The organism is Infirmifilum tikiterense (genome assembly GCF_054696565.1).
The window spans coordinates 442,775-459,599 of the sequence record NZ_CP182482.1 but is presented as its reverse complement, the minus strand read 5'-3'; the positions used below and the strand labels follow the sequence as shown (position 1 = coordinate 459,599).

The following is a 16,825-nucleotide window of genomic DNA, read 5'->3' as shown; positions in this document are numbered from 1 at the left end:
GCTTAAATCCGTGTCCAGACCGGAGATCAGAATCACGCCTCCTGGTCCCAAGGCCCGGGAGGTGGCGTCCAAGGACAGCGAGCTGATAATGCAGAGCTTCGCACGCTGGTACCCCTTCGTCGCCAAGAGGGGCCAGGGTGTCTGGCTCGAGGACGTTGACGGCAACAGGTACCTGGACTTCAACTCTGGGATCGGCGTCACCAACGTGGGCCACGCCCACCCGAAGGTCGTGAAAGCCATAAAGGAGCAGGCCGAGCGCCTCCTACACTACTCCCTCACAGACTTCCTTTACGAGACACCGGTCCAGCTAGCTGAAAAACTCGTGAAAATCACCCCCGGCTCGTTCCCGAAGAAGGTGTTCTACGCGAACAGCGGCGCTGAGGCGATCGAGGCCGCCATAAAGGTCGCGCGCGGACACTTCAGGGGGACCAGGCCCTACATCATAGCGTTCGCGGGCTCCTTCCACGGGCGGACCATGGGAGCCCTCTCGCTCACGGCGAGCAAGCCCGTCCAGAGGAGGGGGTTCGCGCCGCTGGTCCCGGGCGTAGTCCACGTGCCGTACCCGTACTGCTACCGGTGCCCCTTCAGGCAGAAGTACCCCGACTGCAACCTCTGGTGCGTGGACTACATCGAGGAGTGGGTCCTCAAGAAGTACGTGCCACCTGAGGAGGTCGCGGCCATAGTCTTCGAGCCCATCGCGGGCGAGGGCGGCTACATAGTCCCGCCGCCCGACTTCTTCAAGCGGCTGAAGGAGCTCGCCGACAAGTACGGCATACTCCTCGTCGACGACGAGGTCCAGGCCGGCGTAGGACGCACGGGCAGGTGGTTCGCCATCGAGCACTGGGGAGTCGAGCCCGACCTGGTGGCCATCGCGAAGGGGATCGCCTCAGGCCTCCCCCTGGGCGTCCTCGTGGGCAGGAAAGACGTCATGGACCTGCCGCCGGGCAGCCACGCCAGCACGTTCGGCGGGAACCCCGTCAGCTGCGCGGCCGCGATAGCGACGCTAGAGGTGATAGAGGAGGAACGCCTCCTCGAGAACGCGGCGCGCGTCGGCGAGTACGCGATGAGGAGGCTAAACGAGCTCAGAGAAGAGGTCCCGGCCATCGGCGACGTCAGGGGCAAGGGGCTGATGATCGGGGTCGAGCTCGTCAAGCCCGACGGCTCCCCGAACCCCGAGCTCCTCAAAACCACGCTGGAGAACGCCTTCAAGTCGGGGCTACTCGTGATCGGCGCCGGAGTCAGCACCATCCGCATAGCACCCCCGCTCATCATCACCAAGGAAGAGATGGACGTCGGACTGGAGATACTCAGCGACTCGCTCAAGAAAGCACTGAGAGCAGTTGGCTGAGGATCTCTCAGGTCCCCCATACATTTCTCCTGGTAAGCAGTCTTTCATTCTTTCTCGACACGCGAACTGAAGCGCCCACCGTCGAACTCGTAACTACGCAGAAGCCCGTATGGCATGTTCGCGGGCTGGAAGAGCCACATCTAGAAAAACCGCATGACTAAAATTATCCTACCCATCCACATCCAAAGTGTCGCTACCGGAACCCAGCCCTGTGAGGGACGCGCTGTGAGACGTCGTCCCATAGCTGTAAGCGCTTCCACCGCCCTGAGTGACCGCGAGCGTCCACCCATACTTCAAAGCCCAGCTACCGGTTATGCAAAGGCTGACTGGACCATTACTGTTAGAGCCGCTAACCGTTCCCGTTTTGCCTTTTCCCCAAATGTCCGCCACTGTCCCAGATACTCTCGCGTCCAGATTATTTGCCCTGACTGAAACTATTACCAGAAGAGAGACGACGAACAGAGCCAAGAGAAGAACCCGTACCCTCAAGCAGGTCACCCGTAGAACTCTACCTTGAACCAGAGCTCGCCACCCAAAGCGTCCACAATAAGCCATCCCTTGTCCACGCCGGGAGTCTTAACGGGCGTAGCACCTATGTTGCCAGCAGAAACACCTACAGCGAACTCGCCGTAGTCACCCGTAGCCTTCAGAACACTGCCCCTCCCCACGCCGTTGATGAACTCGAAGGCAAATTCTCCATCCGTGTAAATTCCCCAGCCAACAGCATCAAAATGCTCTACCTGTAGGAAAAGAAGTACCATATGCGCAGCCCAGCCCTTCTTCGCCCTTACATAGACTATCGCCCTAGTCCAGTTGCCGGGCGGCTGGACGTAGACGGAAACACAGGCCCCCTGCAAGTGCCACCAGCCGTCTCCCGCGTACCCGTAGGTGCCCGAGAAGGCGATGATGAGGTCCCTGTAGCCGGGGACGACCCTGGTCTCGACGGGCTTGCCGTTGTAGTACACCACCCCCTTGACTACGGGGTACTTCTTCCTGACGAAGCCCGTGACAGCCTTGAAGGCTGAGGGCTTCACTATCCTAGCGCCGAAGCTCGACCAGCCGACTGTCTCGTTGCTGAGACCCGTCCCTATTCAGCCTATGACCCACAGGTCATGGGTGTCGTTGAAGCTCACCGGGGAGGCGTCAACCACGATGACGGAGCCCTCCCCGACCCAGATGGAGGTGTTGCCCGCGTAGGCTGTGCCGTTCACCGTGAAGGTGAGGTTGTAGGGGAGGGTGAAGGACACCCTGTAGGCCCTGAAGCCAGCCGCCTCAACCACAGCATCCTCGGGGAAGGTCAGCGTCGTGTTCAGCGGGAACTCCTCCACCACGCCACCCCTCACCACCCTCACACTGTCGGAGCAGAGAGCCGTCTCGTTCCCCAGGTCCGCGCAAGCGCTTCCGAAGCTCAAAGAGGAGTTCAGCCTCACCCTAAGCACCGTGCCGTCGCGCACGGGCTCGCCGTTAACGAGCAGGGGGTAGGTCGCCTTCACGCTCACCAAGAGGGCGGATCTGCGGTACCTGAGGGTGACCGTGACGTTCCCAGTAACCCTGAGGAGGAGGGTGGAGTTGAGGGGCTCGTAGAGCCCGGCGGGCATCGGCTCGACGACCAGTAGAGAGCCGGCGGGGACCTCCAGCACCGCTGGGAGAGAGCGGAGGCTCCAGTTCACGCTAGCGGTCGCGTTGGCGACGTCGGCCTCGATGCGCACTGTCGCGACTCGCGGACTCGGCTGCGCGGTGGGGGGCCCTGAGGGCTTAGTCGCGTTCCCTTCAAGCGGGACCTGGCCTCTGTGCGCGATGAGGAGCAGAAGCGCGGCGAGCAGGAAAGCGGCGATGGCGACAAGCACGACCAAGGGGGGCCGCATACCATTTAATCGCCCGGGCTCCGCTAAAAAGCTTATGGACGCGCACAACGGTTAGAGGAGGCGAATAAGCGTTGCTTAAAGCTAGTCTCACGTGGGCCGGCCGGGACTTGAACCCGGGACCCCCCGGTTATGAGCCGGGTGCTCTACCTGGCTGAGCTACCGGCCCTTCACCCACAACTTTTTCTGCGAAGCTCATAAACTTTACTCAGCTACCTAACCGCGAGCGAGCGAGGCGAAATGCATATGAGTTATGACTATTATTTCGTTTCTGCTATGCCCATCCCGTCGCCCGAGGAGCTCCGGCCGCTGAGGCTGAAGGCCGGGTTAACTCAGAGCGAAGTGGCGAAGCGCGCTGGCGTGAGCCAGAGCCTGATCGCGAGGATTGAGTCGGGCAAGGTGAACCCGCGCGTCTCGACGCTCCTGAGGATCTACAGGGCTCTGGAGAGCTACCTTGAGGATGAGCTCACGGCTTGCGACATAATGTCGTCCCCTGTCGTCTACGTGACTCCCGACACGGAGCTCGTTGAGGCGACGAGGATCATGTGGGAACGGGGGTTCAGCCAACTCCCGGTCATTAAACCCGAGACTCGCGAGAACGTGGGAACGCTCTTCGACGACGACGTCCTGAGCGCGTTCATACGCGAGAACGCGAGGGCTTCTCGCCTGACGGTGAGCGACGTGATGTCTGACCCTCTTCCGCTCGTGCCCTGCGGGACCAAGGTGAGGGTTGTTGCGAGGATGCTCAGCCGGGGTGTGCCGGCGGTGCTCGTCGAGCAGGGCATGAAGGTCGTGGGGATCATAACTAAGAGTGATATCGCTAAGCTGCTCCTGAAGAGGCTTTAGGCCTTCTCGACCACCAAGGCCTTTATCCTATAGCGGGTATTGGGTTTGGTCCCGCGCTTCAGAAGCTTGCCCTCGTGGACCAGCCTCGTGACATACGTTGAAACTGAGGTTATACGCAGATCCGGGATTTCGCGGACGGCGAGGTTGTACAGGTCCCGTAGCGAGAACCAGGTCCCGTCGCCGAAGTTCTCGACAATCAGGCGCCAGAGCCTCTGCTTGAGTGAGCCCTCCTCGGGTTGCTCGATGGCGCCTTCCTGCGTCTCTTTAAGGCTCTTGAGCATTGATAGTATCTGGAGGAGCTTCTGCTCGTCGATCTCTCCACCCTCGATTGTGAGCGAGATCTTTTCGCCTGAGCTCAGGGTGTCTTCGATCTTGATCTTAGGCGCCATTATGCTCTGTATAATCAGCCTTCAAGGGTCTATTTAACATAAACCCTGAAATTATACGCCTCGAGGTTGTGATGTATAACGAAGAATAATCCTCTTTTTAAAATTAACAGTATGAATTGTACGCTTAATTGTGAACAGAGATTCATTATACGCTATGATTGCTTTATTGACCTAATTCTTTTTGATCCAGTGGCTCCAGTGGAAATCGAGGGGTTATTTAAACCCCCTTATTCTCCTGGCATTGGACGTGTATAAGTGTATATTTAGCTTGAATGCTGCATAATGTTCTCAGACCCCTTCATTTCCAGTGGAGTATTTGTATAAGGATTAAGAGTTAGGGTTTCTTCGTTTATTCGAAGTTACGCGATTTGATGGAGTGTTTTCCAGTGGAAGTCAAGGGGTACTGTCATTCCCGCATACCGAAATCTTTAAAACCCCTCTGCTGGTCACGTTTTCGAGTATAAGTAATGGCGCTGCAGGAGGTCTACATACCGGACACGTCAGCTATACTTAGCGGGGTTCTCCGCGAGGCCGTCGCGGAGGGCAAGCTAGCTGGCCGTATCATCATCCATGTAAGCCTACTGAACTACTTCGAGGAGCTCGCTAGGAAAGGCGCGAGCAGCGGCCTCTCTGGCCTGAAGGAACTCGGCCTGCTGCGCGAGGCGGTGGACAGCCTTCAGGAGGTTGTCGAGCTTGAGTACTCCTACGACCTGCCGCAGGGCTTGCGAGCGTCTAGGGACCTGAACCCGGATATTGCGGCGAGGCTCCTGGCGTTCGAGAATGGCGGGACGCTCGTGACGTGTGACGACGTTTCGGCTAAGGCGGCCGTAGCTATGGGCGTCAAGGTTCTGCACCTGCCCTCTAGCCGCGCTGAGAAGTTCTTCCTTGATGTGCTCTTCGACAATGACACGATGTCCGTCCACCTGAAGGAGGGGGCTAAGCCTTACGCGAAGAGGGGTTTGCCCGGCAAGTGGGTCTTCGTGGAGCTGCGCGACGAGCCGCTGAGCAGGGAGGAGCTGGAGGACTACGTCAGGCAGATCTTTGAGAGGGTGCGCAACGAGAGCCAGTCCGCGTTCGTGGAGTACGAAGGCACGGGTGTTGTGATCGTGCAGCTGGACACTTACCGCATCGTCATCACTAAGCCGCCGTTCTCCGACGGGATTGAAATAACGGCCGTTAGGCCGGTAGCGAGGCTCCGCCTGGAGGACTACAACCTGCCGCGGAAGCTCGTCGAGAGGCTTGAGAAGCAGGCCGAGGGGATCCTGATAGCTGGCGCGCCGGGTATGGGCAAGACGACTTTCGCTCAGGCCCTGGCTGAGTACTACTACAGGAAGGGTAAGGTTGTCAAGACGATAGAGTCTCCTAGGGACATGCACCTCCCCGTGGAGATAACGCAGTACTCTAAAAACTACGCCACGTCCGAGGAGATACACGACGTCCTGCTCCTATCTAGGCCGGACTACACGTTCTTCGACGAGATGAGGGACACGCGGGACTTCCAGCTCTACGCTGACCTAAGGCTCGCAGGAGTGGGGATGGTGGGCGTCGTGCATGCCACGAGCCCGATCGACGCGGTTCAAAGGTTCATAGGTAGGGTCGAGCTCGGGATGATCCCGTCGATCGTCGACACGGTTATTTACATTAAGAACGGGCAGGTGGAAAAGGTGTACTCGCTCGAGACGACGGTCAAGATTCCCCATGGCCTGAAGGAGGAGGATCTGGCGCGCCCGGTCGTCGTCGTCCGGGACTTCATGACAGGCGACCCTGAGTACGAGCTTTACGTGTTCGGCGAGAGGACGTTCGTGGTCCCGATCAAAAAGGCAGCTACGAGGGTCAGCATGGAGGAGTATAAGATGAAATCGGCGATGGAGAGAGCTCTCTACAAGATGCTCGGTGATGACGGGTATCAGATCACAGTCGATCCGAGCTCATCCATCGTTATCATACAGGTCTCTGCGGAGTACTACAACTACCTTGCGGGGAAGCCGCGCCGGAAGCTGGAGAGGATAGCTAGGCGGTACGGATACGAGCTCGAGCTCAAGCCTTCGTTCTAGACTGCGTAACGTTTATTAATGCACTGCTGATTGGGACTTTGCCAAAACGGTGAAGCAAATGAGTGTCCAAGAAGGAAGCGTGCTGATAGGGAACAAGAACGTCATGAACTACGTCCTTGCTGCCGTGATACAGTTCAACCAGGGTGCCAAGAGGGTTGCGATAAAGGCCAGGGGCCGTGCGATAAGCCGCGCAGTCGACGTCGCTGAGATAGTGAAGAGCAGGTTCCTTAAGGACGAGGTTGACGTTGAGACCATCAAGATCGGCAGCGAGCAGGTCGGCGAAGGCGACAAGAAGAGGACGATCTCCACCATCGAGATAGTCCTCGCCCGCAAGAAATAAGCATCATTCACTGCTGGTTTTCTTTGATTTTCTTCTCGATGATGTAGTCAATTTCTTCATTAAAGTCTGCGAGTTCTCTCTCGATGTCCCTTAACCCGTCGTCGAGGAGTGCGAAGACCATCTGAGGCCTTCTCGCTCGGGCATCCGACCTCGCGTCCTTGATATGCGATGTGAGGTCCACGTAGCGTGCAATGTAGCCGTAAGTAACCCTCTCGGCTAGGGACCTGTCGCAGTCCGCGTTCCTAAGCGAGAGGCGTAGATTTCTTATGCTGAGGCGTAGAGCGCTTATCAGGAGAAGGCTGATCGCTGCAACCGCGTAGTTTGTCAGGTCGCGTTGCAGAAGTTCAAGGCTTGCAATAAGCGCCCTCGAGGTTTTGTCGAATAAGTTGTAGGTAGCGAGCAGGGCGTCGTTGCTGGCAGTCTGCCTTGTTCTCTGGCTTCTCATTCCGTTTTACAGATCTCGGTTTGCTTAAATAGTGGCGATTTAAAGCATTGGGAGGAGCTTGGAGATCTGGGGGTTTTCAGGTGCAAGGTTTACGATTGGTAGTGCTATCCACCCGGGTTTTGTCCCTCTAGATATCTCAACTACTTCGCCGGCTTCGTCAGAGCGGAAGAGCAGGTAGTTTCCAGGTAGCTCTTTGTCGAGCTCTACGTAGTAGAACATTGGAAGCCCGTAGAGCTTGTAGTAATCCCGGAAGACTACGAAGACCCCGTAGTAGTGCTTGCCCCCGCGCTCGAAGTGAACTATGTACGTCACGTGCCCTAAGGCGCTTGTGCTGCTTGCTAGCCGGGCCAAATCTGATATAGCTGTGAGTCTGACAGGTAGCATCTGCTCGGTGGTGTTTTCAGACATGCTGCGTCGCCTCGGTTATTACGACTGTGACGCTTTCACCAGTCTTCAAAAGCCGTAACGCATTCATGCCGGTCTTCACCTCGCCTGCCTTGTACATTCTGAACCTGGCCTCACTGAACGGCCTCAGGACTACGATAAGGGAGGAGGCGGCTGGGGCCAAGAGGAGGTCGCCCTCCTTGAACTCCGAGTAAAGGCTCCCCTCGTTAGTTAGCTTTGCTGGGATGTTTAAGATGATGTATTCACCTCTGTTGATCGCGGTGGTTATAGCTTTCCCGACTTTCTTCAAGTTCTCGAAGTTCAGCGGTGCTAGGTCCCGGCGAATCTCTCCCTCCGCTATCTGCGAGGCGAACTTCCGGAACTCTACCTTCAGTACCTCGCTCACGGGGGCTTGAGATGTGCGAATTTATTTAAGGGTTGCGCGGAGTAGCTTGAGGGGTTGCTGTGGCCACTAGCATGTACAAGCAGAGGTTCGCGTACGGGGAGGACTACGGGACCAGCCAGTTCAAGTTCGGACCTCTAGCCGAGAGGCCGCAGGTTATAGACAACAGGGGGCTTTTCCTCAGCGAGTCGAAAACCCTGTTGCGCATCTACGGGATTGAAAAGGAGGTTGTCGTGGGACCTGACGTGGTTAAGTATCTTGGTAGCCTCGAGGACGTGTCTCGGTATCTCGTCTACCCGATGCGCGACGGGCTTGTGGACAAGAGCGACGAGCGGGCGTGGAGGGTAATCGAGGAGGTTACCCGCTACGGCTTTATTGTTTCGAGGCCTCAGGCCAGGGATTTCGACGGCTTCTACGTCACGGCGGCGCTATCGGCTATCGCCCCGGACTACATGTATGAAAGGCTCTTTGAGATACACGCTAAGCTCGACGAAGAGGGGCGCTTCGTTAAGGCCGTGACAATAATCCCGCAGCCTCTAGCCGTGGCTATCGCCGAGAAAACTGTGACGTGTGTGGTCATTGAGAGTGGTCACGGGAACACGCAGATAACCCCGATCTCAGCTTACCCGATCCGCAGCGCCATCGTCGCCCTGAACCGGGGTGGGGCTGAGGCGGATGCTATGGCAGCAGAGATACTCAAGGACCTGGGGTTCGGGGATCGAGCACGGGAAGAGAAGTTTGTGCGCATGTTTAAGGAGGCTGTAGGTTTGGTCCCAAGGGACCTTGACGAGGCCATCAAGGTCGCGAAGTCGAGTCCTGAGAGGTTTAGAACGGTTTTCAGGGTTCCAGGCACGACGCTTCAGATCGATTTGGAGAGAAGCGGCTGGATGAGGTTCCTGATAGGGGAGATAGTGTTCAACCCTGGCCATGAGGTGTTTGAGAGCTACTACAAGCGGGGAATGCCCAGGCCGAAGGACACCATAGTGGGTGAGACTATTGTTCACGGGGATACGTCTCTCGTAGAGGCGATCCAGGTGTCGCTCAGCAGGGTTTCTGTCGAGCTCCTGCCGAGCCTGTACAACGACTTCATACTCAGCGGGGGCAACTTCTCATGGAAGGTCCCCAAGGGCCTCGAGGACGTAGCGGTCGACAGCGCGGAGAAGCTGAGGCTCGAGCTCGCCAAAGTCGGCATCAGCTCCAGGGTTCATCTTGTTTCAGATCCTCTGTACTCGGTATGGAAGGGCGCGATCGTCTACAGCATCGCTCTACCGGAGGAGGTTGAGTGGGACTGGAAAACTAGGGAAGGTTGGTACAAGCGTGGGGTTCACTACTAGCTGATCGAAACCCTTTTACGTTCCCGAAGAGTCTTTCACCTGTAGAGTGATGGCGCGCCGAGACGATATAATGTATGTTGACTACATTAAAAGTTACATTGAAAAGAATATGGGGGCACGTGTGGATAACATCCTATTCGCGGACGGGAAAGCTGAGATCACAGCCACCGGTCCGGGCGGCGAAAGGATCGTGGTAAAGTACATTGGGACGAAGATCCCGCTAAGCGCGGTAGATGCAGAGGTTACTCACGAGGTGCACGAGAGCGAGTCGATCGATGCAAGCTACGTGTACATAGCCCTACCTGGTAAAAGACTGGTGCATGTCAACAGGCGCACCATGCAGATAGTTTCGGAGATGAACGTGGGAGTACTCGGAGTCAGGGACCAAGGTGAGGTTATCGAGGTGAGAACCCCGAAGCTGCGGAAGCCCGTGAGACCGCAAGGCAGCGGCAGTCTTCCAGTTCTTTCCGCCCGCCGAGCCGCTCAGGAAGCTCGGAGGCCTCTAGAGACCTCACTTGGGTCAATGGGCGAAGTTAGCGTGTCGAGAGCAGGGACTCCTGGGCCCGCGGGGGCAGAGCCGTTGCCAGGCGTGGATCAGCAGCCGACGGTGAAGAGCGAGGATTTACCCGACTTCGTTAAAAACAACCCGTGGTTAAGCGTTCTGGGGATGAGAGGCTCGCGCGCCAAGCAGGAGTGAAGCATGTCAGTGAGGTACCTGGGGCGCGGGATTGAGGACGCTTTGCGCGACGAGTACAAGAAAGTGCTAGCTGGCGATCAAGAGGCCTTGAGGTTAGCCCTGAGGTTGCTTGACGCATACGCCAAGGAAGGGCGCGCTGGCGTTCGGAGAATCATAAAGGAACTCTTGGAGGAGGATAGCGTTGGGAGTGAAGCTGAGGAGGCTTGAAGTAGAGTGTTTCCGCGGTTTTTCGGGCCGAAGGTTCTTCGACTTCCAAGATGGGGTTACGCTCATCGTGGGTCCTGTGGGTGCTGGAAAGACGAGTATCCTGTCTGCCATTCAGTTCGCACTGTTCGGCGCCGACTTCTACGTCGGATTCGGGGTTAGCCGTAAAGAGAGCCTGGTAAACCTCGGGTGTGCTGAGGCCTCTGTGCAGTTGTCCTTCGAGGTCACTGGAGAAGGGGTTTACAGCGTGAGGAGGCATTTGAGTGTATCGGACGGCAGGCTCTCCGAGAGCGTTGCTCTAGAGACGCCGGGCGGGGATGTTTTCGAGGGGGCGAGCAAGGTTGAAGGAGTCATAGAGGAAGTGCTCGGGTTAGACTTCAACGAGTTTGTTCGCTCGGTTTCTGTGAGCTATGTGCTTGTGCACATGCTAGCGTATGGTAGGCCGCTGACCCGCAGCAGGGCCCTGGACATTCTGCTAGGAGTTAACGCCGTCAGGAGATTTCACGAGTCCATACCCTTGAGGACGGTTAGAAGCTCGCTGGAGCAGGCTAAGGCTGAGCTTTCGGCAGTTCAGGCTGAATACGAGGAAGCAGTCAAGAGTCTTTCAGCGTTCAATGAGAGGAGGGCTCGTATTTCGGGGGAGCTGAGGGAGATCGAGAGGCAGATAGAAGAGCTCTCTGCTAAGGCGGAGAGCCTTCGGGCGGAGGCTGAAAGGTACGAGAGCCTTGCGAAGGAGCTCGAGAACGAGAGGTCGTACCTTTCCAAGCTCAAGGAGAGGGTAAAGCACCCGCCCTCAGAGGTGGACTTGTACAAAATCATTGAGGAGGCTGAGAATCTGAGGTTGATGCTCGGAGAGGTCCTGGAGAAACTGAAAGCCCCGCAGAGCATCCTCAGCATGCTGGAGTCTGTCGCCGTCAGCAGCGAGAAGGTAGGAGAGGCGATCTTAAGCCTCGAGAAAATCGTGGACGCCGCGTGGAATCATTACGATAAGGTTTGGGAGGACTTCCAAGAGTCTGTTCGGGAAGTGCAACTGAAGAAAGCGGAGCTCGAAGCCCTTGAGAAAGTTATCGTAGAGCTCGAACCAAGTGTTTCCGAGTACGAGGAGGCTGAAGAGAGGATCCAGGAGCTTGAGAGCAGGTACGGAGAGCTCAGCGAAATTGAGGAAAGGGTTAAGTCGCTGGAGCAGGATGTCAAGGAAATATCGAGAAAAATTCAGACATACCGTAGCGTGCTTCAGCTGAAGAAATCTTTGATTGAGGACGCGGGGAGGAAAGGAAGTGCTCAGTGCCCTGTATGTGGTCATCAGGTCGACTTGAAGGGTGTTGAGGGCATTAAGGCAGATATGGAGCAGCTTGCAAAATCGATTATTGAACTCGAGAAGAAGCTCTCAGAGAACGAGAAAAGGTTGAAGGAGCTTCGGGAGGCGCTTGACGACATACGCTCGCTTAAGGTCCTGCTAGTCAGTCGCGAGTTGGAGTACGAGAAGTATAGGGAGTACCTAGAGCGTAAGGAGTCTTTAAGCGAAGAGATAAGGGAGGATGAAGTGAAGCTTAAGGAGGAGGAGAGGGGTTACAGGGAGCTCTCTGCCGTTCTTACGAAAATAGACGAGAGAGTACGGGACCTGAGGCGGAGGCTGGTTGAGCTAGAGGCTGTTGCAGAGATCGCGAAAGTGGAAGATAGGATAAAGAAGCTCGAAGAGGAGCTCGCTAGGTACGAGCCAAAGTACAGAGAGTACCTGGATATCAGGGACAAAATCAGCAAAATGCTCTCGCGAAAAAATGAGCTTGAGGCTCAGCTCAGGGCCTTAGATGAGTCAAGCATCCGAGACCAGGTTAGGTGGCTACAAGAGAGGCTCAGTGGCCTCGAGGCCCGCGTAGCCCGGCTTGAAGCACTTTACCAGCGTCTCGAGAAGGTGAAGTCTGCGACACGCGAGGTGCTGACTGCGCTGAGGCGTGAGCGGATAGAGGAGCTGAACAGGAGGATGAACGCGATAATAAGTGCAGTTTATTCGTCGGAGATCGTTAAAAGCGTAAGGCTGGAGGTTGTTGAGAGAAGCAGAAGGAAGGGTTTAATGCCGACCAGCTACTACGAGCTCTTCGTAGAAGTTGGCGGGACCAAGTACAGGTTTAACGACCTGTTAAGCGACGGGCAGAAGACCTTAGTCGTGCTCTCTCTTCTGCTAGCTGTGTACTCCCAAATACGAAGGAATGTGGATTTCATAATGCTTGATGAGCCTCTTCCGAACGTTGACGAAAGGATAAAGGTTACTTTCCTGAAGTCTCTCTCGAAGGCCCTAGGCATAGACCAGGTAATTCTCACGACTCAAGCTGAGGAGGCAGTTAAGGAGTTAGAAGGTGTTAACGTAGTAAAACTACCTTAAGTAGAGGTGATCCCATAGTCTTTATGCCTCAGCTTCCTGACATGCAAATTTCATAGGTCCGAGGAAATAGCATGTAGCGGGATTGGTTAAGGTGTTTAGACTCAGAGCGTGAGCCGACAACTTACGTGTGTCAATTCAGGGGCGAAGAGTTGCGACACACTGCCTAAACCATGCGGAGAGTTTATTAGCATCAGGTAGGAGTTGAGGAAAAGGATGATGAAATAGAAACGTGGCGACAGGGTGAGCATAGCGAGCAGCCACTGACTTTCCTGTCAAAAATCGAGGGAAACCTTAAAATACGAAAACGTGTGAGAAGGCGTGTGACCAAGTGGGCTTTAAGATGCGATGTGTGCGGGACCGAAAAAGTAATCGACGTTGGCTTCAATCTCTATGAGTTCAAGAAAGTGTATATCTACTGCCCGGCGTGCAGGATGAACACCTTTCACACCGTTGTGGGGCACCAAGAGTGAACCTTCCGCCCAATTATCAACCTGCTTAGTGTAAATAGAACCAATCGCCCATGGCTTGTTCAACATCATTATTCTAGCGGGCCCGCCGGGATTTGAACCCGGGACCTGCGGCTGGCTTCGCGCCAGCGCTTAGAACTGCGGCGCCTTACGGCGTGGCCGCCGCGCTTCCTAACTGCGCCACGGGCCCCTGCTACAACCCGGCCTCTTAGTTGATAAATTTTTCTAGAGGATCTTGCTAGGAGCAATAGGGAGCTGTGTATCTGGTCACGACAAGCAGGCATGCAACCCCTCCTGTGCGCAGGCTGGCGCGTGAGATAGCTTGGAGTCTGGGTTTAGCCGTGAGGGTCAATCGGGGGAGGATGAGCTTCGAGGAAGTAGTTGAGCTAGCGAGGTCGAGGAACGCGGAGCGGGTGATTATAGTGTGGCGTGGCTTACACGGGAACCCTGGGGCAGTACTAATTGTGGACGCAGCGGAGGGGACCATATCTGCGTTGGCGTTAGTGCTCAGGGGAGTTGTTTTCGCAGGACTTAAAGCCAGACCTCCATTGCCTGAAGTCAAGCCTCCTGTGGTTTCTCTGGGAGCTGAGGATGAGCTTGCAGAGGAACTTGCCTTAGCCCTTAACACCGTGTACCTAGGAGCCCACACAGTCGAAGATATAAGGAGTTTTTCCACGTACAGACGGGTAGTAGCGCTTGAACCTGTCAAACGCAGAGACTTCATTGCAGTGGTCAAGTTCCTGGACCGAGGAGAAGAGCTTGGACCCAAGCTTTTGGTAAAACACGTTAAGAAGGGGGGAGCGGGTCTTGTACAGAGGATGCATCGAGGTTGAGGGCTCTGCTGACGAAATTGGGATTCTTTTAAGGGTGCTATACCCAGAAAAACAAGGGGGTTCCAGGTATAAGTCTCGGGTTGCGATCAAGCTGGAGGGCGGGATTTTGAAAATATGCATTAAAAGCCGCACTATATCATCCTTCAGGGCCACCATGAACACTTTCCTGCGTATTCTTTCGATGCTTCTCGCTATTGAACAGTAAATTTAAAAAACACACATATATATGATGGGTTTTCTAAATTCTAGAACGTGGGATCTGTCGTGGCTAACGGTATACGTAAACCAAGTTCGTGTTTGAACTGCCCGCTGTACATAGCTTCGCGGTCGTACTGCTTAAAGCTGAAGACCAAGGTTCAGGACCCGTACAACCCTCCATGCAGGTTCGGTGAACCCCAGGTATACAAAGCCCCCGTAACGGAGGCACCTGCGACTCAGGCTGCTCAGCAAAGCGTGGTTGAAACCCCTGTAGCGCAACCCGTGTACGCCCAGGCCGCTCTCCCGCAACCCGCGCAGGAGATGCCATACTATGAATCGGAACCTTACTCGGATGATGTCGCGTTGTCGTCACCCGGACTTGTAGCCCAGAGGCTTGACCTTTTTGCCCCCACGGGTGTCCCAGGTCTCGATGAAATACTGGCGGGGGGTTTTCTAAGGGGAAAAACCTATCTGGTGGCCGGCGAAGCAGGCTGCGGAAAGACAATACTTTCGATACAGTTCCTGATTCACGGCGCTTTAAGGGGGGAGCCGGGCCTGTACATCGCGATCGACGAGCCGACGAACCAGCTTCTCAGGGGGTTAAAACTGTTTGGTTGGGACCTCGGCGACCTGATATCTTCAAGGAAGCTCATGTTCCTCGATATGAGGACGCACTTCAGCAAGATATACATGAGGGAGGAAAGAAAGCACATCGAGCCGCGCTACATAATAGAGCAGATACTGGCTGCCGCCAAGAAGATAGGGGCTAAAAGGCTCGTTATCGACCCCATAGCCCCTCTCGTTTACGGGGGCAGAGAGGAGGATGTCTTGTATGCCAGGGAGTTTTTAAGAGAGATGGTTTTCGCCATCGAGAAAACTGGCGAGCTCACGACAATAATGACAAGCGAAATACCGACTGGAAGCACGAAGCTGAGTAGGTTCGGAGTAGAGGAATTTCTCGCATCTGGAATCATAGTACTCGGTATCGAGGAAATATACGGGAACGTCGAACGAGTAATGTACATTAGAAAGGCGAGATGGGCACCCGTGAAGCCGAGTAAGTACATTTTCGACATAGTCTCTGGTAAAGGCATAGTGATACGGGAGCCTCTCAGCGAATACATAAAGAGGATAAGCCGCACAGCCTCAGGATAAAAACCGCCTAAACAATTATTTTTGCCGGCGGGATGCAAAACATCACATATGAAAATCTGGTTGAAGTCGCGGGGCACAGACTCCGAGCTTCTGACATGGGTTAGAAGGATAATCTCATATCTATCAGAAAACAATGTTGAAGTCTTTGTAGATCCCGTGCTCGGCCACGTCGTTCGCCTGGAAAGTCTACCTGAAAGCGAGGCATACAAAGCCGATTTGGCCGTCATTGTTGGAGGTGATGGAACGCTTCTCAGAACTGTTCATAAGAGTAGCGGTAACCTGCCCCCCATAGTGGGTTTCACCAAGGATAGTGTCGGTTTTCTTCTGCTTCACGACGTAGCGGACTACGAGAAGGTATTCACCCAGCTCTTCGAGAACAACTATCAAGTGGAGGAAGTCCAGCTTGGCGAGTACGAGGTCAAGGGGATCAACTCGGTCTTTCTCAACGAGGTCGCAGTGTGGGCTCACACCGGCAGACTCGTCGAGCTTGAAATATCCGTAGCTGGTGAAAGGCTGTATCATCTAAGAGCAGACGGGGTGATCGTTTCAACCCCAGCAGGTAGCACCGGGCACGCGCTCTCCTATGGGGCCCCTGCTGTCACTCCGCTAGACGTCCCTCTTTTGGAAGTTGTGTTTGCAGGAGCGCTCTCGCCGCTAATCCGGCCTCTTGTGGTATACAAATCTCCTGTGGAAATTCAGGTTGTGACGTGGCCATCACTGCTCGTAGTCGACGGCCAGACCGCGACGAGCTTGGAGTACTCGAGCACAGTTGTTGTAAAACCATCCAAACGCAGGCTGAAGCTGATCACAGTCCGGGAATTCCGTAGAAGCTTCAACGATAGGCTCCGCTACAGGCTGTTTGACAGAGGGTTAAGCCGAATTCTTTAGTGAGCCAAGTAGCGCGCTTAGCGCCGACGAGTAGTTTACCTTAAGTGTGACTTTCCCGGAGGTCTCTGTCAACAGACCTAGCTTGTAGAGATCATCTACCGCATCTTCAACTCGCAAGCCTTTGGCGAAAGCGTAAAGGGAGATCAGGCGTCGAGTCTGTGCAGTCGCAGTGAGGGTGAGCGTCTCCTTGTATATCGCGGAGAGCCTCTCGACGGTTTTTATGATCCCGTCGAGCGTGGCGTCCGTCTTGAGAATATCACCGGAGAGAGCGGCCTTAAAGCCCTGGATCTTGAGAGCCTCAACGATGAGGGTTGCAGGGATAGGTGCCTCAAGCCTAGCTAAGGTGAGCACGGAGGACAGGTCGTAGCTTTTGACAACACCGTAGGAGTACGTGTGTCTTTGCTGGTTGTAGAGCTGCTTAATTTTATGTATAGTTTTTTCAGCTTCATCGGACTCAGGAACAAATATCTTTACCTTGTTAACCTTTAATTCACCCAGAAAGCTCCTGCCCGGCAGGAGTCTTTCAAGAGTTTTGAGAAACTGAACCGCCTCCTCGGGAGTCGAGAAGACTAGTGTAAGAGTGCGACCCCTCACCACC

The 16,825-nt window shown here is 55.2% G+C and carries 21 protein-coding genes and 2 tRNA genes; 13 read left to right on the top strand and 10 right to left on the bottom strand.

The window, feature by feature from the left end; all coding sequences use genetic code 11:
• The first annotated feature begins 10 nt into the window (after positions 1–10).
• Complete coding sequence (locus ACNO7C_RS02520) at positions 11–1,348, top strand: acetyl ornithine aminotransferase family protein (protein ID WP_460025434.1); 1,338 nt, start codon at positions 11–13, stop codon at positions 1,346–1,348.
• A gap of 168 nt (positions 1,349–1,516) precedes the next feature.
• On the opposite strand, the gene ACNO7C_RS02515 is transcribed toward ACNO7C_RS02520, so the two are convergent.
• The 4 genes from ACNO7C_RS02515 to ACNO7C_RS02500 form a co-directional block, all read right to left on the bottom strand.
• Positions 1,517–1,837, bottom strand: a complete 321-nt coding sequence (locus tag ACNO7C_RS02515; RefSeq protein WP_460025433.1) for a hypothetical protein — start codon at positions 1,835–1,837, stop codon at positions 1,517–1,519.
• A gap of 5 nt (positions 1,838–1,842) precedes the next feature.
• Positions 1,843–2,382 carry a hypothetical protein gene (locus tag ACNO7C_RS02510; RefSeq protein WP_460025432.1) on the bottom strand — a complete coding sequence of 180 codons (540 nt, stop codon included), beginning with the start codon at positions 2,380–2,382 and terminating at the stop codon, positions 1,843–1,845.
• A gap of 57 nt (positions 2,383–2,439) precedes the next feature.
• Complete coding sequence (locus tag ACNO7C_RS02505) at positions 2,440–3,213, bottom strand: hypothetical protein (RefSeq protein WP_460025431.1); 774 nt, start codon at positions 3,211–3,213, stop codon at positions 2,440–2,442.
• Positions 3,214–3,305: 92 nt separating this feature from the next.
• Positions 3,306–3,379, bottom strand: a tRNA-Ile gene (locus ACNO7C_RS02500).
• Between the two features lie 107 nt (positions 3,380–3,486).
• Between ACNO7C_RS02500 and ACNO7C_RS02495 the strand changes: the two genes are divergently transcribed.
• Positions 3,487–4,056: a CBS domain-containing protein gene (locus tag ACNO7C_RS02495; protein WP_460025430.1), complete on the top strand. Its 570-nt coding sequence runs from the start codon at positions 3,487–3,489 to the stop codon at positions 4,054–4,056.
• Here ACNO7C_RS02495 and ACNO7C_RS02490 read toward each other — a convergent pair.
• Complete coding sequence (locus tag ACNO7C_RS02490) at positions 4,053–4,445, bottom strand: hypothetical protein (RefSeq protein ID WP_460025429.1); 393 nt, start codon at positions 4,443–4,445, stop codon at positions 4,053–4,055. The genes ACNO7C_RS02495 and ACNO7C_RS02490 overlap by 4 nt on opposite strands.
• A 467-nt stretch (positions 4,446–4,912) precedes the next feature.
• Between ACNO7C_RS02490 and ACNO7C_RS02485 the strand changes: the two genes are divergently transcribed.
• On the top strand, positions 4,913–6,499 hold the full coding sequence (locus ACNO7C_RS02485; RefSeq protein ID WP_460025428.1) for a PINc/VapC family ATPase: 1,587 nt from the start codon (positions 4,913–4,915) through the stop codon (positions 6,497–6,499).
• Positions 6,500–6,557: 58 nt separating this feature from the next.
• Positions 6,558–6,839 carry a DNA-binding protein Alba gene (albA, locus tag ACNO7C_RS02480; protein ID WP_318536356.1) on the top strand — a complete coding sequence of 94 codons (282 nt, stop codon included), beginning with the start codon at positions 6,558–6,560 and terminating at the stop codon, positions 6,837–6,839.
• A 7-nt stretch (positions 6,840–6,846) separates the two neighbouring features.
• Here albA and ACNO7C_RS02475 read toward each other — a convergent pair whose 3' ends face one another.
• Genes ACNO7C_RS02475 through ACNO7C_RS02465 form a run of 3 tightly spaced genes read right to left on the bottom strand, consistent with a single transcriptional unit; the run spans position 6,847 to position 8,074 of the window.
• Positions 6,847–7,284 carry a hypothetical protein gene (locus tag ACNO7C_RS02475; RefSeq protein WP_460025427.1) on the bottom strand — a complete coding sequence of 146 codons (438 nt, stop codon included), beginning with the start codon at positions 7,282–7,284 and terminating at the stop codon, positions 6,847–6,849.
• A gap of 39 nt (positions 7,285–7,323) precedes the next feature.
• Positions 7,324–7,692 carry a cren protein gene (locus ACNO7C_RS02470; RefSeq protein WP_460025426.1) on the bottom strand — a complete coding sequence of 123 codons (369 nt, stop codon included), beginning with the start codon at positions 7,690–7,692 and terminating at the stop codon, positions 7,324–7,326.
• Entirely contained in the window at positions 7,685–8,074 is a 390-nt protein-coding gene (locus tag ACNO7C_RS02465) for a hypothetical protein (protein ID WP_460025425.1), read from the bottom strand. The genes ACNO7C_RS02470 and ACNO7C_RS02465 overlap by 8 nt, the downstream gene beginning before the upstream one ends.
• Positions 8,075–8,133: 59 nt before the next feature.
• Here ACNO7C_RS02465 and ACNO7C_RS02460 point away from each other — a divergent pair, with 59 nt between their 5' ends.
• From ACNO7C_RS02460 to ACNO7C_RS02440, 5 genes are all read left to right on the top strand, one after another.
• The gene (locus ACNO7C_RS02460) at positions 8,134–9,405 is read left to right on the top strand and encodes a hypothetical protein (protein WP_460025424.1); all 1,272 of its coding nucleotides are present in this window, start codon (positions 8,134–8,136) and stop codon (positions 9,403–9,405) included.
• A 121-nt stretch (positions 9,406–9,526) separates the two neighbouring features.
• A complete protein-coding gene (locus ACNO7C_RS02455; RefSeq protein WP_460025423.1) occupies positions 9,527–10,102 on the top strand; it encodes a hypothetical protein in 576 nt (191 codons plus the stop codon).
• Positions 10,103–10,105: 3 nt separating this feature from the next.
• Positions 10,106–10,309, top strand: a complete 204-nt coding sequence (locus ACNO7C_RS02450; protein ID WP_460025422.1) for a hypothetical protein — start codon at positions 10,106–10,108, stop codon at positions 10,307–10,309.
• On the top strand, positions 10,290–12,686 hold the full coding sequence (locus ACNO7C_RS02445; RefSeq protein WP_460025887.1) for an AAA family ATPase: 2,397 nt from the start codon (positions 10,290–10,292) through the stop codon (positions 12,684–12,686). Before ACNO7C_RS02450 ends, ACNO7C_RS02445 begins: the two co-directional genes overlap by 20 nt.
• Before the next feature lie 320 nt (positions 12,687–13,006).
• Positions 13,007–13,156, top strand: coding sequence for a hypothetical protein (locus tag ACNO7C_RS02440; RefSeq protein WP_318536363.1), 150 nt, complete (start codon positions 13,007–13,009; stop codon positions 13,154–13,156).
• Positions 13,157–13,233: 77 nt separating this feature from the next.
• Here ACNO7C_RS02440 and ACNO7C_RS02435 read toward each other — a convergent pair.
• A tRNA-Arg gene (locus tag ACNO7C_RS02435) sits at positions 13,234–13,343 on the bottom strand.
• A gap of 67 nt (positions 13,344–13,410) precedes the next feature.
• On the opposite strand from ACNO7C_RS02435, the gene ACNO7C_RS02430 reads away from it, so the two are divergent.
• The 4 genes from ACNO7C_RS02430 (at position 13,411) to ACNO7C_RS02415 (ending at position 16,227) form a co-directional block, all read left to right on the top strand.
• Entirely contained in the window at positions 13,411–13,986 is a 576-nt protein-coding gene (locus tag ACNO7C_RS02430; protein ID WP_460025421.1) for a hypothetical protein, read from the top strand.
• Positions 13,961–14,191, top strand: coding sequence for a KEOPS complex subunit Pcc1 (locus tag ACNO7C_RS02425; RefSeq protein ID WP_442786676.1), 231 nt, complete (start codon positions 13,961–13,963; stop codon positions 14,189–14,191). Before ACNO7C_RS02430 ends, ACNO7C_RS02425 begins: the two co-directional genes overlap by 26 nt.
• Before the next feature lie 92 nt (positions 14,192–14,283).
• Complete coding sequence (locus ACNO7C_RS02420; RefSeq protein WP_460025420.1) at positions 14,284–15,339, top strand: ATPase domain-containing protein; 1,056 nt, start codon at positions 14,284–14,286, stop codon at positions 15,337–15,339.
• A gap of 48 nt (positions 15,340–15,387) precedes the next feature.
• Positions 15,388–16,227 (top strand): NAD(+)/NADH kinase, encoded by an 840-nt coding sequence (locus tag ACNO7C_RS02415; RefSeq protein ID WP_318536366.1) that lies wholly within the window; start codon positions 15,388–15,390, stop codon positions 16,225–16,227.
• Here ACNO7C_RS02415 and ACNO7C_RS02410 read toward each other — a convergent pair.
• A complete protein-coding gene (locus tag ACNO7C_RS02410) occupies positions 16,210–16,821 on the bottom strand; it encodes a DUF2067 domain-containing protein (protein ID WP_318536367.1) in 612 nt (203 codons plus the stop codon). The genes ACNO7C_RS02415 and ACNO7C_RS02410 overlap by 18 nt on opposite strands.
• Positions 16,822–16,825 lie beyond the last annotated feature (4 nt).

Excerpts from the sequence above, each read along its gene's own strand:
- ACNO7C_RS02470 (WP_460025426.1), bottom strand. The coding sequence starts at position 7,692 with ATGTCTGAAAACACCACCGAGCAGATGCTACCTGTCAGACTCACAGCT.
- ACNO7C_RS02485 (WP_460025428.1), top strand. The coding sequence starts at position 4,913 with ATGGCGCTGCAGGAGGTCTACATACCGGACACGTCAGCTATACTTAGC.
- ACNO7C_RS02475 (WP_460025427.1), bottom strand. The coding sequence starts at position 7,284 with ATGAGAAGCCAGAGAACAAGGCAGACTGCCAGCAACGACGCCCTGCTC.
- ACNO7C_RS02415 (WP_318536366.1), top strand. The coding sequence starts at position 15,388 with ATGAAAATCTGGTTGAAGTCGCGGGGCACAGACTCCGAGCTTCTGACA.
- ACNO7C_RS02505 (WP_460025431.1), bottom strand. The coding sequence starts at position 3,213 with ATGCGGCCCCCCTTGGTCGTGCTTGTCGCCATCGCCGCTTTCCTGCTC.
- ACNO7C_RS02450 (WP_460025422.1), top strand. The coding sequence starts at position 10,106 with ATGTCAGTGAGGTACCTGGGGCGCGGGATTGAGGACGCTTTGCGCGAC.
- albA (WP_318536356.1), top strand. The coding sequence starts at position 6,558 with ATGAGTGTCCAAGAAGGAAGCGTGCTGATAGGGAACAAGAACGTCATG.
- ACNO7C_RS02495 (WP_460025430.1), top strand. The coding sequence starts at position 3,487 with ATGCCCATCCCGTCGCCCGAGGAGCTCCGGCCGCTGAGGCTGAAGGCC.
- ACNO7C_RS02490 (WP_460025429.1), bottom strand. The coding sequence starts at position 4,445 with ATGGCGCCTAAGATCAAGATCGAAGACACCCTGAGCTCAGGCGAAAAG.